The sequence below is a fragment of the Sphingomonas sp. Leaf67 genome, from assembly GCF_001421965.1.
GTDB lineage: Bacteria > Pseudomonadota > Alphaproteobacteria > Sphingomonadales > Sphingomonadaceae > Sphingomonas.
Map to the genome: position 1 here is coordinate 880,773 of NZ_LMLP01000001.1, position 15,409 is coordinate 896,181.

Annotated in this window: 9 protein-coding genes; 7 read left to right on the forward strand and 2 right to left on the reverse strand. The window is 68.6% G+C overall.

Annotated features, from left to right (window positions below; all coding sequences use genetic code 11):
* The first annotated feature begins 41 nt into the window (after nt 1-41).
* Entirely contained in the window at nt 42-419 is a 378-nt protein-coding gene (locus tag ASE90_RS04285) for a hypothetical protein (protein ID WP_055996346.1), read from the forward strand.
* Here ASE90_RS04285 and ASE90_RS04290 read toward each other — a convergent pair.
* The gene (locus ASE90_RS04290) at nt 416-3,454 is read right to left on the reverse strand and encodes a diguanylate cyclase (protein ID WP_055996349.1); all 3,039 of its coding nucleotides are present in this window, start codon (nt 3,452-3,454) and stop codon (nt 416-418) included. The genes ASE90_RS04285 and ASE90_RS04290 overlap by 4 nt on opposite strands.
* Nucleotides 3,455-3,650: 196 nt before the next feature.
* Nucleotides 3,651-6,692, reverse strand: a complete 3,042-nt coding sequence (locus ASE90_RS04295) for a TonB-dependent receptor plug domain-containing protein (RefSeq protein ID WP_055996352.1) — start codon at nt 6,690-6,692, stop codon at nt 3,651-3,653.
* Nucleotides 6,693-7,134: 442 nt separating this feature from the next.
* Here ASE90_RS04295 and ASE90_RS04305 point away from each other — a divergent pair, with 442 nt between their 5' ends.
* The 6 genes from ASE90_RS04305 to ASE90_RS04330 all read left to right on the forward strand — a co-directional run bounded on the left by ASE90_RS04305 (nt 7,135) and on the right by ASE90_RS04330 (nt 15,263).
* Nucleotides 7,135-9,444: a penicillin acylase family protein gene (locus ASE90_RS04305; protein ID WP_055996358.1), complete on the forward strand. Its 2,310-nt coding sequence runs from the start codon at nt 7,135-7,137 to the stop codon at nt 9,442-9,444.
* Nucleotides 9,441-11,030, forward strand: a complete 1,590-nt coding sequence (locus ASE90_RS04310) for an N-acyl-D-amino-acid deacylase family protein (protein ID WP_055996362.1) — start codon at nt 9,441-9,443, stop codon at nt 11,028-11,030. Before ASE90_RS04305 ends, ASE90_RS04310 begins: the two co-directional genes overlap by 4 nt.
* Before the next feature lie 126 nt (nt 11,031-11,156).
* Entirely contained in the window at nt 11,157-12,194 is a 1,038-nt protein-coding gene (gene dgcN / locus ASE90_RS04315) for an N-acetyltransferase DgcN (RefSeq protein WP_055996365.1), read from the forward strand.
* Nucleotides 12,152-13,144, forward strand: a complete 993-nt coding sequence (gene dgcA, locus ASE90_RS04320) for an N-acetyl-D-Glu racemase DgcA (protein ID WP_055996368.1) — start codon at nt 12,152-12,154, stop codon at nt 13,142-13,144. The genes dgcN and dgcA overlap by 43 nt, the downstream gene beginning before the upstream one ends.
* Nucleotides 13,144-14,382, forward strand: coding sequence for a dicarboxylate/amino acid:cation symporter (locus ASE90_RS04325; protein WP_055996371.1), 1,239 nt, complete (start codon nt 13,144-13,146; stop codon nt 14,380-14,382). The genes dgcA and ASE90_RS04325 overlap by 1 nt, the downstream gene beginning before the upstream one ends.
* Nucleotides 14,379-15,263, forward strand: a complete 885-nt coding sequence (locus ASE90_RS04330) for a LysR family transcriptional regulator (protein WP_055996374.1) — start codon at nt 14,379-14,381, stop codon at nt 15,261-15,263. Before ASE90_RS04325 ends, ASE90_RS04330 begins: the two co-directional genes overlap by 4 nt.
* Nucleotides 15,264-15,409 lie beyond the last annotated feature (146 nt).

Sequence of the window (15,409 nt, forward strand, 5' to 3'; positions counted from 1 at the left end):
CCCCATCCCCACCCCGCACCGTCGCAGCACCCGCCGGCAGCATGCGGTCGCCGATCCGTTCGGCGCTGGTCACCACGATCGCGCGCTGCTGGCGGACCGCGCGGGACGAGCGGGAGAATGCGCAGAACTGCCTGTACGCGTTGCTGCGGCCGGTCGGGCTGGACGTGCTGGCACCGGTGTTCGACAGCCTGTTCAGCATGTACGAAAGCGCGCTGGGCCGGCCGATCGCGACCGGGCGGCGCGGGGCCGCATCGGCGGACGAACGGCTGGTGCTGGGGATGCTCGATGGCACGCGCCCGCGCCGCGACTGCCTGCAATGCGATGCCGGCAGGGCATCCGCGCTGGATTGCGCGATCTGTTCCACGCGGATCATGTTGACACTTGCCATCGACGACCGGCGCCGGATGGCAGTGCTTTAGAGAACAACCCTCTGTTCGAGCGCGGCGTCGTCGCGGTCATCGGCCAATTCAATCCGGTCACGGCCGGCGCGCTTCGCCCGGTACATGGCGAGGTCGGCCCGGTGCAACACGGCGGCGGGCGGTTCGTCCCCGGTCGCCGCCGCGACCCCGCCGCTGATCGTGACGCGGATCTCCACGCCGTCCACGTCGATGACGGCGCGCGCCACCGCCTGTCGCAAGCGTTCGGTGATCGTCGCCGCATCGCCCAGACCGCTGTCGGCGAACAGGATCGCCAGTTCCTCGCCGCCATAGCGCGCGACGCAATCGACGGCGCGCACCCCGCCGGCCACGCGCGCGGCGACCGCCTGTACCACGATGTCGCCGGTGTGGTGGCCATAGCCGTCGTTGACGCGTTTGAAATGATCGATGTCGAGCATCGCCACGGCATAGCCGCGCCCGCTGCGCATCGCCGTCTCGCGCGCCGCCTCCAGCCGCGCCAGCAGCGTGCGGCGGTTGGCAAGGCCGGTCAGCGGATCGGTGCTGGCCAGTTGCGACAAGGTGACATTGGCCGATCGCAGTTCGCCGGTCCGCTGTTCGACCATCCGTTCGAGCGCGCGGGTCCGCTGGCGCAGCACCATGGTCCGCACGTGGACGATGCCGAACACGCCGGCCAGCCCGACGACCGCCATCGCCAGCCGCACGAACCATCGTTCATGCCACGCGCGCGCGACGATCAGGTCGACCGACGTCGTGACCGTGCGCGGATGCACGCCCGGAATCTGTGCCTGAAGCTGCAACACGTATTCGCCGCCGGGCAGGTTGGTATAGATTGCGGTCGCCGGCACCGGATCGGGCAGTCCGACCCAATCAGTGTCGAACCCCTGCAACCGGTACCGGTAATGCACCTCCTGCGGCGCGGCATAATCGGTCAGGGCGAAGGCGACGCGCAGCGCATGGCCATCGCTACGGATCGCCTGCCGCCCGGGAAACGGGTTGAACGGCAGGGTGCGGCCGTCCTGTTCGATATCGGTCGGGGCCAGTGTCGGCGATCGCACCGATCGCGCGGTCAGCATCCGGTCGGGCCGCAGCACCAGCAAGCCGCCGGTCCCGCCGAACAGCAGGTCGCCGTCGCGCGTGATCGCGGCGACGCGCTGATTATACGTATCGGGGGGAAGACCGTCGCGCCGGCTGACCACGCGCACCCGGCGCCCCTGTGGATCGAGCACCGAGATGCCACTGGCCCCCGTCGCCCACACCCGGCCGCGCCGGTCGGGCAGGACCGCTGCGACGTTATCGCTGGCCAGTCCCTGCGCCTCGGTAATCGCGCGGAAACGCAGGCCGCCCGGCGTCGCCGTGCCGCGCGCGACGCCGCCATAGGTGCCGACCCACAGCGCGCCGCCCGACTGCACGATCGAACCGGTATAGTTTTGCGGCAGGCTGGCCGGATCGGCCGGATCGTTGCGATAGACGACGAAGCGTCCGGTCGCCGGATCGAACCGGCTGAGCCCGCCGGGCGTCGCGATCCATGGCCGGCCGTCGCCCGGATCGACGATCTTGATGACTTCATTGTTGGCGATCGTGGTCGGGTCGCCATCGACATGACGATATTGGCGCAGTTGCCGGGTGCGTGCGTGCCAGACGAACAGCCCCTTGTAGGTACCGATCAGCAGCAGGTCGCCCGATCGCGCCAGCGAGATTACCGGCAGGTCGCCGGGCAGCGGCACCGGCAGCGACCGGGGCGTCATCGTCGCCGGATCGATGGCGACGATGCCGCGCGCACCGACCAGCACCGTCCCGTCAGGCTGTTCGAGAAACGCGGTCACATCCTGTCCGGCCTGTTCGCCCGAAAGGCGCAGATGGCGGATGGTACCGCCGACACGATCGATCCGGTCGATCACCCCGTTGCTGAATCCGGCCCAGATCCGGTCGTGGCTGTCGACCATCAGCCCGCGTACGTTGCGATCGGCCAGCGACCGGCGGGGATCGGGCATGGCGTTGGTCACGGTGAAGATCGAATCGAGCGCCGGGTCGGTATGCGACGCCCCGACATCGGTCGCCGCCCACAGGCGGCCGGTACGGTCGATGGTCACGTCGCGGACCGTGTCGCCGGCGAGCGAGGCGTGATTGGCGGGGATGTTGCGCACCGCGCTGACCGAGAACGGCGCACGCGTCGCGATGCGCAACAGGCCCATGCCATCGGTAGCGGCCCAGAGCGTCCCGTCCGGCCCGGTCGCAAAGGCGCGGATGGTGCGGTGGCCGATCAGCGGGGCATCACCCGAAAGCGCGCGCGGCCGGACGAAGCGGCCATCGGTCAGCTGTACGATGATGCCCTGCGCGCCGGTCCCGATCCACAACCGGCCGAACGGCCCGCGCTGGATCGCCCACACATCGCCGATCGTCGGGGTCGCGACGCGGGAAAAGGCGCGGTCCCGTGTCCGGCGGACGAACAGTCCCTTTTCCCCGCCGGCATGGATAGTGCCGTCGGCATCGCGAAAGACCGCCAGGGCACCGCCGGCCAGATCGCTGCCGGGTTCCGTCAGCGACACCACGCGGTTGCGCCGCGCGTCGTAGCGGAACACGCCATGGTCCGACGCGATCAGCGCCCCGTCCTGTCCATCGGACGCCAGTGCGAGGATGCGGGTGCCGATGCCGACCCCCGCCGCCCCCCGCAACGCGACGAACGCATTCGAAACGGGATCGAAGCGGACCGCACCGCCGACATTGGTACCGACCAGCATCCCGCCATTCGGCAGGGGAATGAGCGCACGGATATAATTGTCGGGCAGGCTGGCCCGGTCGCGCAAGACCTGTCGAAAGACCTTGAGCCGTTGGCCGTCATAGCGGGCGAGCCCGCCGCGCGTGCCGATCCACATCAGCCCGTCGCTGCCCTGCACGATCGCGGTCGTCGTGGCATGCGGCAGTCCGGCGGTCGCATCGAGCGTCAGGAACCGTGCGGTGCGCCAGCCGTCCCACGCATCCGCCGGCGCGGCCGCCATGACCGGCCGGGCCACCGCAAGGACTGCGAGAAGCAGAAGATGAACGAGAAAATGTCGCATCGAAGTTCCTGCGCGTGTCTGTATCCACGCGTGATTGCGACCTGCTTAACACGGGTACAGCATTCTGGAACTTTGCGACGAACCGTTGGAACCAATCTTGGCAGCCGCGACGGCGCGCGACTGACGCAGCAGCGTGGCCGCCCGAGCAGGAACGCCACCCGACCGCCGCCGACACCCGGCGGTCGGGCAACGTGGTTCAGCGCGTTTGCATCCGGATACCGACGCGGAAGCGGCGACCCAGCAGGTCCGAATAGGTCGGGTTCGCCGCCAGACCGGTTTCCGGCAGCAGCAGCGGCCAGCGGTCGAACAGGTTGGTCACGTTGACGAAGAACTGCGCCTCCGCCCCGTCCCAGCGGATCTTCTGGGTCAGGTTGAGATCGGCGTAGAAGGTGCCCGAGACGCGGTTGTCGTCATAGGTAAAGAAATTGGCGTCGTTTGGCGGGCAGGCGGTCGAACATTCGATCCCGTTCGCGGCATAGCGTCCCGCGCTGACGCCGCGACCGACCGCGGTGATCGAGAAGTCGGGCGTGTCATAGGCCGCACTGACGCGGTAGATCCATTTGGGCGTGCTGAACTGACCACCGTTCACCCCGACCGAATTCAGCACCACCGTGCCCGGCACGCCATTGTCGAGCAGATTGTCGATGTAGCGCGTGGCGATACCGCGCACCGTGAAATTGCCCTCCGCCCTGGCGAACAATTCATCGAGCGCGAGGCGATAGGAAGCGTCGATATCGACCCCCTTCACCAGCTGGCTCGCGGCGTTGAACGGCTGGCTGCGGATCAGCAGATAGGGCTGTGCCGGATTCTGCGTGCGGACCGGATCGACCGAGATCGCGTCGCAGAACGACTGCTGGTCCTGCAAATAGCACAGGTCCGCGATCTGTTGCGCGCTGAAGGTCGTGATCGCCTGCTTCACGTCGATGCGGAAATAATCGACCGACAGGTTGAAGCCGGGCAGGAAACGCGGCGCGATGACGACGCCGGCATTCCACGAATCGGCCTTTTCGGGGCCAAGCGCGCGATTACCGGTGACGAAGCCCGAATAGCTGAACGTCGCCGGCCCGTTGGCGCCGTCGGCGGTGTAGATCGGGTTGCGAATCGCATCGCTGTTGGCCGAGCCGCCCTGGAACAGGTCGTTCAGGTTGGGTGCGCGGATGTCGCGCGAGCGGGTGGCGCGGAAGCGAATGTCCTCGATCGGCTGCCATGTCGCGCCAGCCTTCCACGTCGTGACATAGCCGGCGGTCGAATAGCGTGTCGCGCGGGCGGCACCGTTGAATTCGAGCCCCATGCCCAGCGGGACCACCGTTTCGACATAGGCTTCCTTCACGTCATATTCGCCATTGGTCGGCAGGTAGTTGCCGACCGACCAGCGGTTCGACGTGATCGGGCGGCCATTGGCGTCGGTCGAGGAAACCGGCTGGAACTCGGCCGGCACCGAGCCGCGGATCTTTTCCTTGCGATATTCCGCGCCCAGCGCGACGCTGACATCGCCCGCCCAGGTCGCGAACGGCGTGACCGAGACGTTGAAGGCGGCGTTATATTGCTCGATCAGCTCGTCGCGATACGGATTGCCGAGGATATAGGCAAAGGCGGCGGGGTTCGCGACGCCCACGCCCAGCCGGTTCAGCGGCACGCAGGCCGGGTCGTTGTTGTTCGGGTTGGCGTCGACGTTGATGAGGCACTGGATCGACCCCGCCGCATAGCCGGCGGCATTGCCAGCGGGCGCGAATACGGCGGCGGTCGCGTTGTTCATCGCCGCGTTGTTCATGATGTTGCGCAGCTGCGAATGCTGGTCGGTCCGGCCATATTGGCCATAGAGGTTCCACGTCGCGCGCTTGCCGAACACTTCGGTCGAGCCCTCCGCCCCGATCGCATAGCGTTGCACTTCCCGCTCGTTGTCGACGGCGCGGAACGGCAGGTCGGCGGCGGTCGTAGCCAGCGTGACGCCAGTAACGCCGGTCAGCGCCGCGCGCCCGAGCGCGTTGTAGAGGAAGGCGTTGCAGGTCAGCGGTGCTGCGGCCGACGTCGCCGCGGCACCGCAACCGGTGGCGTTGAGCGCGACGCCGGTCGACAGGTTCGGCCCGGCGTTGAAGAAGATCTTCTGCTGGTTATACGCCCCTTCCGCGAACAGCTCGACGCCGTCGGCGACTTCGTAGCTCAGCCGCCCGAACACGCCGTGGCGATCGTCGCGCGGGTCGAGGCCGATGCGGCGGCCCGAATCATTGACCTGCCACGATCCCCCCTGCGTCAGCGTCGGCGGGGCGCTGCCGGTGGGCGACGGGAAGGTGAGCGCACCATATTGGTAGCGCAGGACCTGCCCGCCATCGCCGAAATACAGGCCGCGCAGGCTGTTGGCGGTGGCGCCCGCCGACGCGGTGATCAGGCCGCCCGGCGTCGAGTTGGCGGCACCCACCTGACGACGGATCAGATAGCGCGGCGTCGTGCTGCTGGTGGTCCAGGCGGGGTCCTGGATGCGGACATAGCCGGTCGCGTTCCAGTCGCGATCGACCTGAAAGATGCCGTCGCGGTGCGCGACCTCTCCGCTGAGCAGCAGGTGCCCGCGCCCGCCACCGAACGACCAGCCGCCCGCGACGCTCATCGAATAATTGCCGCCGTCGCCCTTGTCGGTGACGCCGTTGTCGATCGCGACCTTCAGGCCGGTATAGTCCTTGTCGAGGACGTAGTTGACGACGCCAGCGACCGCGTCGGAGCCATAGGCCGACGACGCGCCGCCGGTGACGACCTCGACGCTCTTCACCAGCGCCTGCGGGATGGTGTTGACGTCGACCAGTCCGGTCACGGTCGAGCCGACGGAACGGCGACCGTCGAGCAGCACCAGCGTCCGCTCCGACCCCAGATTGCGCAGGTTCATGGTGTTGATGCCCGCCTGCCCGCTCGACAGGTTCAGCCGCGAGTTCGCCGGGGTAAAGCCGCCCGCGAGCGCCGGCAGCTGGTTCACGAAATCGGCGATGTTGTTCGACGGCGAACCGTTCTGGATATCCTGCTGCGTCAGCACGGTCAGCGGGGTCGGCGCCTGAAACCCGTCGCGGACGACGCGCGATCCGGTGACCAGAATGTCGGGACCGCCATCGGCCTGCGGCCCTGCAGGGGCCTGCTCGACCGCGACCGGATCGGCGCTTTGGGCAAAGGCCGGCGCGGCGACGCACAGCGCGACGAGGCTGGAGGCGCGGGCAAGGGCAGGCAGATACCGCCGAAAGTGCATCGAAGTCGTCATAATGGCCCCCTATGGCCCCGGTTCGGGCCGATACATTGACATTGCGCTTTCCTGCGGCATCCGCCGACCCGGTCGTTCGCGCGCCGGTCGTGTCGGATATCGGCGAAGCTGCGCGTCGGCAGGGATGCGCGTCAAGCGAGACGTGATGCTATCGTTTCGGCAGGGCATAGACGGGTGTTATGGTTTGGTGACCGGCTTCCGCTTCGTCACCCCGGGCACGACCGAGACTTCTGCGAACGTCGCGCGCCAAACCAAACCGAGCCGTACCCCGGCGAAGCCCGGCGTGACGATGAAGTTGGCGGATTACGAGAGGCCAACGATGCCTATGCCATAAACATGCCCTATGGCGCGGACAGTGGTTGTCATACCCGGTCGCCGGTACGCTGACATAGGATCGGCCCGTCGCCGTCGGACGAGGGACGGCACAACGCAAGGGACGCCGATGATGCACCGCCGAGCCTTTCTGACCGGATCGGCCGCCGCACTGGCGCTGACCCCGTTCGCGCTGGAGGCACGCGCCTTCGCGCCGCGGGGCGACACGCTCACCGCACCGGTCGAGATCGTCGACGACGTGCACGGCGTGCCGCATATCCGCGCCGCGACGATCCCTGACGCCTTCTACGGACAGGGCTATGTCGTCGCGCGCGACCGGTTGTTCCAGATCGATCTGGCGCATCGCCGTGAACTGGGCCGACTGGCCGAGGCGTTCGGCGAGGATTTCGCGAAACACGACGCGACGGCTCGGCTGTTCCACTATCGCGGCGACCTGCATGCCGAACTGCGCCGCGTGCCCGGCGACGTGCTGGCCTGCGCCCGCGCCTATATCGCCGGGATCAACGCCCGCATCGACGAGGTGCTGGCCGATCGCACGCTGCTGCCGCAGGAATATGCGATCCTTGGCGTGACCCCGATCAAATGGGCGATCGAGGATATGGTGCTGGCGCGCGGCAGCGCGATCGGCAACGCCGATGACGAAGTCCGCCGCGCGCAGCTGGCGGCGATCGGACTACTCGACCTCGACGCGATCGTCGCGCCGCTGCGCCCGGCGTGGCGGATGACCGTCCCTGCCGGACTGGACGTGACCGCCATGTCGCCCGCCGATCTCGGCGTGTTGCGACAGGGCGGCCTGCCCTTCGGTCCCGATACCCCGGTGCGCGAGCCGGCGGAGGGACCGGCCGAGCGCGCCAATGCCGGCAGCAACGCATGGACCGTGGCGGGCAGCCGCACCGCGACCGGCCGCCCGATCCTCGCCAACGATCCGCATCTGGGCATTGGCGGGTTCGGGCCGCGCCATGTCGTGCATCTGAGCGCACCGGGACTGGACGTGATCGGCGGCGGCGCGCCGGGGCTGCCGGGGATCATGCAGGGCCATACCGATCGCTTCGCGTTCGGCCGGACCAATTTCCATATCGATCAGCAGGACCTGTTCATCCTCGACCTCGATCCCGCCGATCCCGAACGCTACCGCCATGACGGCGGGTGGAAGCGGTTCGAGCGGGTCGAGGTGGCGATCCCGGTCAAGGGCAGCGCACCCTATGTCGCGACGCTGCGCTATTCGGTGCAGGGACCGGTGGTGATGCACGATCCGGCCAAGCGGCGCGCGAGCGTGCTGGCGTCGATCGCGATGCTGCCGGGCGGCGGCGGATCGTTCGCGATGATCGCGATCAACCTCGCCCGCGACTGGGCATCGCTGCGCAAGGCGTTCCGCCTCCACCCCTCGCCGACCAACTTTCACTATGCCGATATCGACGGCAATACCGGGTGGCAGGTGATCGGCTTCGCGCCGGTGCGCAAACAGGGCGACGGACTGCTGCCGGTGCCGGGCGACGGACGGTTCGACTGGACCGGCATGACCGATTTCACCGCGCTGCCCAACGAGTATAATCCGAAGAACGGCTGGTTCGCGTCGGCCAACCAGAACAACCTGCCGGCAAACTGGCCGCGCGACCGCATCCCCGCCTTCTCGTTCCGCGCGCCCTATCGCTACGAACGGATCGCCGAGGTGCTTGCCCGCCAGCCCAAGCATAGCGTCGCCGACAGCGTGGCGCTGCAATTCGACACGCTGTCGACCCCGGCGCGACAACTGGTGGCCTTGCTGCCCCCCACCCCCTCGCCCGCCGGCGACATGCTGCGCCGCTGGGACGGGCGGCTGGCGGCGGACAGCGGTCCGGCGGCGCTGTTCGAAATCCTGTGGCGCGACCTGTCGCAGCGGATGCTGGCGACGATCGTCCCCGCCCGGGCCAGGCCGCTGGTGACCGAAATCGATCCCTCGGTGCTGCTGGACTTGCTGCCACAGCATCCGGCGATGCTGCGCGATGCGCTGGCGTCGTCTTGGGAGACGGCGCAGGGCTTGCTCGGTCCCGATCCGGCGACGTGGCGCTGGGGGCGGCTGCATCAGGTACGGATCGCGCATCCATTGTCGCGTATCCCGGCGATCGCCGCCGCCTTTCCCGCGATCGAGGGCAGTGGATCGGGTGGCGACAGCTTCACGGTCATGGCCCGCTGGCTGGGCGACGGCCCCGGCTGGCGCGTCGGCGGCGGGGCGAGCTATATGCAGGTCATCGATGTCGGCGCGTGGGACAATTCGCTGTTCCTGAACCTTCCCGGCCAGTCGAACGACCCGCGCTCGCCCTATTATCGCGACCAATATGCACCGTGGATCGAAGGGCGGATGCTGCCGCTGCTGTTCAGTCGCGTCGCGATCGATGGCAAGGTCGCGCGCCGGATGACGTTGAAGAGGAAGAACCGATGACCCGCCTGCCGCCGATCGCGCTGTGCGCGCTGTTGATCGGCGCCGCGCCGGTACCCGACGTCAATGTCGTGATCCGGGGCGGCACTATCTACGACGGTGGCGAGGGCCAGCCGATCACCGGCGATGTCGAGATCAGGGGCGACCGCATCGTCTATGTCGGGCGGTCACGGGGCACGCGGGCGGCGCAGATCGTCGATGCGCGCGGGGCGATCGTCGCGCCGGGCTTCATCGACGCGCATACCCATCCCGACAGCTATATCCGCTCCCCCGACGCCACCGCGCGGCTTAACCTGCCATGGCTGGCGCAGGGGGTGTCGACGATCGTGATCGGCGTCGACGGATACGGCACCCCCGACGTCGCGGAGGATGCCGCCGCGCTGACCAAGGCGGGCATCGGCACCAACGTCTCGCCGTTCATCGGCTTCGGCGCGGTGCGCGGACGCGTGCTGGGACAGGACGACCGCGCCCCCTCGCCCGCCGAACTGGCGCAGGAAAAGGCGCTGGTGGCAAAGGCGATGTGCGCCGGCGCATACGGCCTGTCGACCGGGCTGTTCTATGCTCCGCAAAGCTTCGCCAAGACCGACGAAGTGGTCGCGGTCGCGCGCGAGGCGGCGATCCGGGGCGGCATGTACGACACGCACCAGCGCGACGAATCCAACTATACGATCGGCCTGCTCAATTCGACGAAGGAAGCGATCGAGATCGGGCGGCAGGCGGGGATGCCGGTCCATTTCGCGCATCTCAAAGCCCTCGGCGTCGACGTGCAGGGCAAGGCACCCGAGCTGATCGCCGTGATCGAGGCAGCGCGCAACGCCGGGCAGAACGTCACCGCCGACCAATATCCGTGGCTGGCATCGGGGTCGAGCGTCGATGCCGCGCTCGTCCCGCGCTGGGCGAATGACGGCGGTTATCCGAAACTGATCGCCCGGCTCGACGATCCGGCGACGCTGGCCAAGATCAAGATCGAGATGGCCGAAAATCTGCGCCGTCGCGGCGGCAGGGAATCGCTGCTGCTGACCAGCGGGGACATGCCATGGACCGGCAGGACGCTGGGACAGATGGCCGACCAATGGGGCATCGATCCCGTAGACGCGGCGATTCGCATCCTGCGCGTGGCCGATGCGACCGGCAAGGAACCCGCCGGCGTCTCGGTCGCCAGCTTCAACATGATCGACGCCGATGTCGACCGGATCATGCGCCAGCCATGGGTAGTGACCAGTTCGGACGGATCGAACGGCCATCCGCGCCAGTACGCGACCTTTCCCCGCAAATATCAGGTCTATGTCCGCGAGCGGAAGGTGCTGACGCTAGGCCAGTTCATCCGCCAGTCGACCGGTGCCACCGCCGACATGTACCGGATGGCGGGGCGCGGGTATCTGAAGCCCGGTCGCTATGCCGATGTCGTGGTGTTCGATCCCGCAGGCTACGCGCCACGCGCCGATTACGTGAACCCGCGGGTGCCGAGCGTCGGGGTCAAGGCGTTGTTCGTGAACGGGCGGATGGCGTTGAAGGACGGGGCGACCACCGGTGCCGCGCCGGGACGGGTGCTGCTGCGCCCGACGCCCGCGCACTGTCCTGCGACCTGACTCCCCTCGCTTCCGGCGCGGGGAAAGCTCACCATAGCTTCCATCTATAGGTCGACATTTTCGCGCGATACGGCGATCCGCCCGCCCCGGCCCTATCCCATCGTTCCGACAGTCAGCAGGTGCGCGATGATCCCCGGACCCTTTCTCCTCTATCTCGGCCATTCCGACGACGCGGTCGGCATCAAGACGTCGCGGGGCGTCGCGGCGTTCCGGCCGGACGATTGCGTCGGGGAATGGCGGCATAACGATTGCCCGCTGACGCTGGGCCTGCCGCGCATGGATGCGGCGCAGGGGCGCGCAGCCGGGGCGAATACGCTGATCCTCGGCATTGCCAATGCCGGCGGGACGATGGGCGACGCGCTGATCGAGGACGCGCTGGCGGCGATCGCGGTGGGCATGAACATCGCCTCCGGCCTGCACCAGCGGCTGCGCGACGTGCCGGAGATCGTGGGCGCCGCGCGGCAAGCCGGCGTGCAGTTGTTCGACGTGCGCGATCCGCCGGCCAACCTGCCGGTCGGCAATGGCAGGCGCCGCGCGGGCAACCGGTTGCTGACCGTCGGCACCGATTGTTCGGTCGGCAAGATGTATACGACGCTGGCGTTGCGTGATGCGATGGTCGCACGCGGGATCAGCGCCGATTTCCGCGCCACCGGCCAGACCGGCATTCTGATCGCCGGGTCGGGCGTACCGGTCGATGCGGTGGTCGCCGACTTCATCTCGGGCGCGATCGAGACGATCACCCCGGCGCGCGACGATGACGGCTGGGACCTGATCGAGGGGCAGGGATCGCTGTTCCACCCGTCCTTCGCCGGCGTGTCGACCGGGCTGCTCCACGGCGCACAGCCGCGCGCGCTGGTGCTGTGCCACGATCCGTCGCGCGACCATATGCGCGGCCTGCCGCATTACGCCCTGCCCGACCTCGCCACCTGCCTCGCCGCCAACCTGTCGGTCGCGCGGCTGACCAGCCCCGACGTGCAGGCGGTCGGCGTGGCGCTCAACACCGCGAAGCTGGGCGAGGACGAAGCGCGCGCGCTGTGCGCCGAAACCGGCGCGGCGCTGGGCCTGCCGTGCACCGACCCATATCGCTTCGGCGCGGACCCGATCATCGACTGGATGCAGACATGCTTCGACATCTCGACGTCGCCCATGACCGTTTCGGCCTGAGCACCCCGTTCCGCATCTCGCGCGGGGTCAAGACGGCGGCCGATGTCGTCACGGTGACAATTGCGCAGGGCGAGGCGATCGGGCGCGGGGAGGCGGTTCCCTATGCACGCTATGGCGAGACCATCGACGACACCCTCGCTGCGATCCGCACGATCGGATCACACATCGCCGCCGGAGCGACCCGTGCCGACCTTGCCGCGCTGCTCCCCGCCGGCGCGGCGCGCAACGCGGTCGACTGTGCGCTGTGGGATCTCGAAGCGCGCCTCGCCGGGACCAGCGTTGCTACGCTGGCCGGGATCGCCGAGCCGGCCGCGCTGCCCTCCGCGATCACCATCGGCCTCGATCATCCCGACGCGATGGCGCGCGCGGCGGCGAAGGTCGCGCACGTCCCGCTGCTCAAGATCAAGGTCGACCGCAGCGATCCCGCCGCACAGATCGCCGCCGTCCGTGCGGCTGCACCCGATCCCCGGCTGATCGTCGATCCCAATGAAAGCTGGACGTTGGACACGTTGGAGGCACTGAAACCGCGTCTCGCCGAATGGCGCATCGACCTGCTCGAACAGCCGCTGCCGGCGGGCGAGGACGGCGCGCTGGCCGGGTTCGACAGCCCGGTCCCGGTCTGCGCCGACGAAGCGTTGCACACCGCCGCCGATCTCGACGCACTCGCCGGCCGCTACGCCGTGGTCAACATCAAGCTCGACAAGACCGGCGGCTTGACCGAAGCACTGGCGCTGGCGAACGCGGCACGCGCAAAGGGGTTCGGGTTGATGGTCGGGTGCATGGTCTGTTCGTCGCTGGGGATCGCCCCCGCGATGCTGCTCGGGGCACAGGCCGCGTTCGTCGATCTCGACGGGCCGCTCTGGCTCAGCGAAGACCGCACCGGCGGCGTCATCGACCGGTACGGCATGTTGTCCCCGCCCGCCCCCGGCTTCTGGGGCAACGCCGCCTGATGCGCGGCTGGTTCGCGATTCCGCTATGGAAGCGCGTCGTCGGCGCGCTGCTGCTCGGCATCGCGATCGGATTGCTATGGCCACAGGCCGCGGCGGCGATCAAGATCATCGGCGACCTGTTCGTCCGCCTCATCAAGATGCTGGTCGTGCCGGTGGTGCTCGTCACCATCGCCGCCGGCATCGCATCGCTCGGCGATCCGCGCCGGCTGGGCGGGATCGGCGGGCGGACGGTCGCGCTGTTCGCCTTCACCACCCTGCTCGCGGTATCGATCGGCATGGGGTTCGGCCTGTTGCTGCAACCGGGCGACGGCATCGTGCTGGCCGGGGTCGCGCCGCATGTGCCGGGACCGGCGGTGACGCCCGCCGACCAGCTGCTCGGCATCGTCCCGGTCAACATCGTCGATGCGCTGGCCAAGGGCGACATGCTCGCCATCATCTTCGTCGCGGTCCTGCTCGGCATCGCCAGCGTCGTGTCGGGCGAAGCGGGCAAGCCGGTCGTGGCACTGTTGCAGGGGCTGGCTGCCGTCCTGCTCCACCTCGTCCGCATCGTCATGGAGGTGACACCGTTCGGGGTGCTCGCGCTGATCGCCAATGCGGTCGCGGCGAACGGCATGGCGGTATTCGTCAACGTCGGCTGGCTGGCGCTGTGCGTGATCCTCGCCTCATGCACGCAGATGCTGGTCCATGCCGGGCTGCTGCGCTTCGTCGCGCGGTTGCCGGTGGCGCGCTTCTTTCACGGAATCATCGATGCGCTGGTCGTCGCGTTTTCGACCGCCTCCTCCTCGGCGACACTCCCGGTGGCGTTGCGCGTGGCGCAGGACCATCTCGGCATCGCCCGCCCGATCGCCTCGACCGTGCTGCCGCTGGGGGCCAGCATCGGCAAGGACGGGACGGCGATGTATGTCGGGCTGCTTGGCCAGTTCGCGTTGCAGGCGCTGGGCATCGTCCCCGACGCATGGATGCTGGGCGTCATGCTGCTGACCGGTGCGCTCGCCGCGTTCGGGACGGCGCCGGTACCGTCCGCCTCGCTGTTCATGCTGGCGGCGATGCTGGGTGCGGTCGGGGTCGGCGCGGAACAGACCGCATTGGTCGTCGGGCTGGTGCTGCCGTTCGACCGGCTGCTCGACATGACGCGGACGGTCCCCTCGGCCAGCGCCAACCTGACCGTCGCGACGTTGGTGGCGCGCGCCGAGGACGGGCTGGACGAAGCGCGCTATCGCGGGCAGGCAGCCCCATGAACCTGCGCCACATCGAAATCTTCCACGCCGTCTACGTCAACGGATCGGTCAGCGCGGCGGCCCGCGCGCTCAACATCTCGCAGCCTTCCGTGTCCAAGACGCTGCGCCATGCCGAGACGCTGCTCGGCTTCGAACTGTTCCAGCGGACCAACAGCCGCCTCGTGCCCACCGAGGACGCCCATGCCCTGTTCGGCGATGTGGCGGACATTCAGGAGCGGGTCCGCGCGCTTCGCGAGGCGGGCCGCAACCTGCGCAGCGGCGGCGGCGCGACGTTGCGTATTTCGGCGCTGCCCAGCCTCGCGCTCGGCGCGCTGCCGACCGCCGTCGCACGGTTCATGGCGAAGCGCCCCGACGTGCGCTTCGACCTGCAAACCGTCCATCATGACGACCTGCTGCGCAAACTCTACGAACGCGAGACCGATATCGCCATCGCCGCCGAAGTGCCGCGCGGCGCACCGCTGGGCAAGATATGGCTCGGCGAAGGCGAGCTGGTCGCGTTGTACCGCGAAGCCGACCTGCCCGATTCCCCGCCGCGCATCGAACTGCCGCAGCTGGCCGGGCGGCCGTTCATCACGCTCGCCGCCAGCGGCCCGATCGGCCAGCTGTTCGCGCAGGAACTCGACCGGCTGGGGCTGGAACTGCACGACATCGCCTCCGCCCGCACCTTCTACATCGCCGCCGCGCTGGTCCGGGCGGGCGTGGGGTTGAGCGTGGTCGACAATTTCACCGCCGAAGCGTCCCTCTCCGAAGGTCTCGCGATGCGGCCGTTGAAGCCGTCGCTGACCTTCGACCTCCACGCCATGCACCTGCTCGACCGCCCGCCCAGCGCACTGGCCAGCGAGTTTCTGGGCGTATTGCGGGAAGTGATCGAGGGGCCGTAACCTTCCCTGTCCCGACGGGGAAGGGAGGGAGCGGCAAAGCCACGGAAGGGTGAGGGCGATCCCACCCGCCGGGGAATGCAGGCCGGGAAGCGGGACCCAGGCCTCCGCGAGACCTCTGCGAAAGTACCGACTCCTGTCCCCTGCCG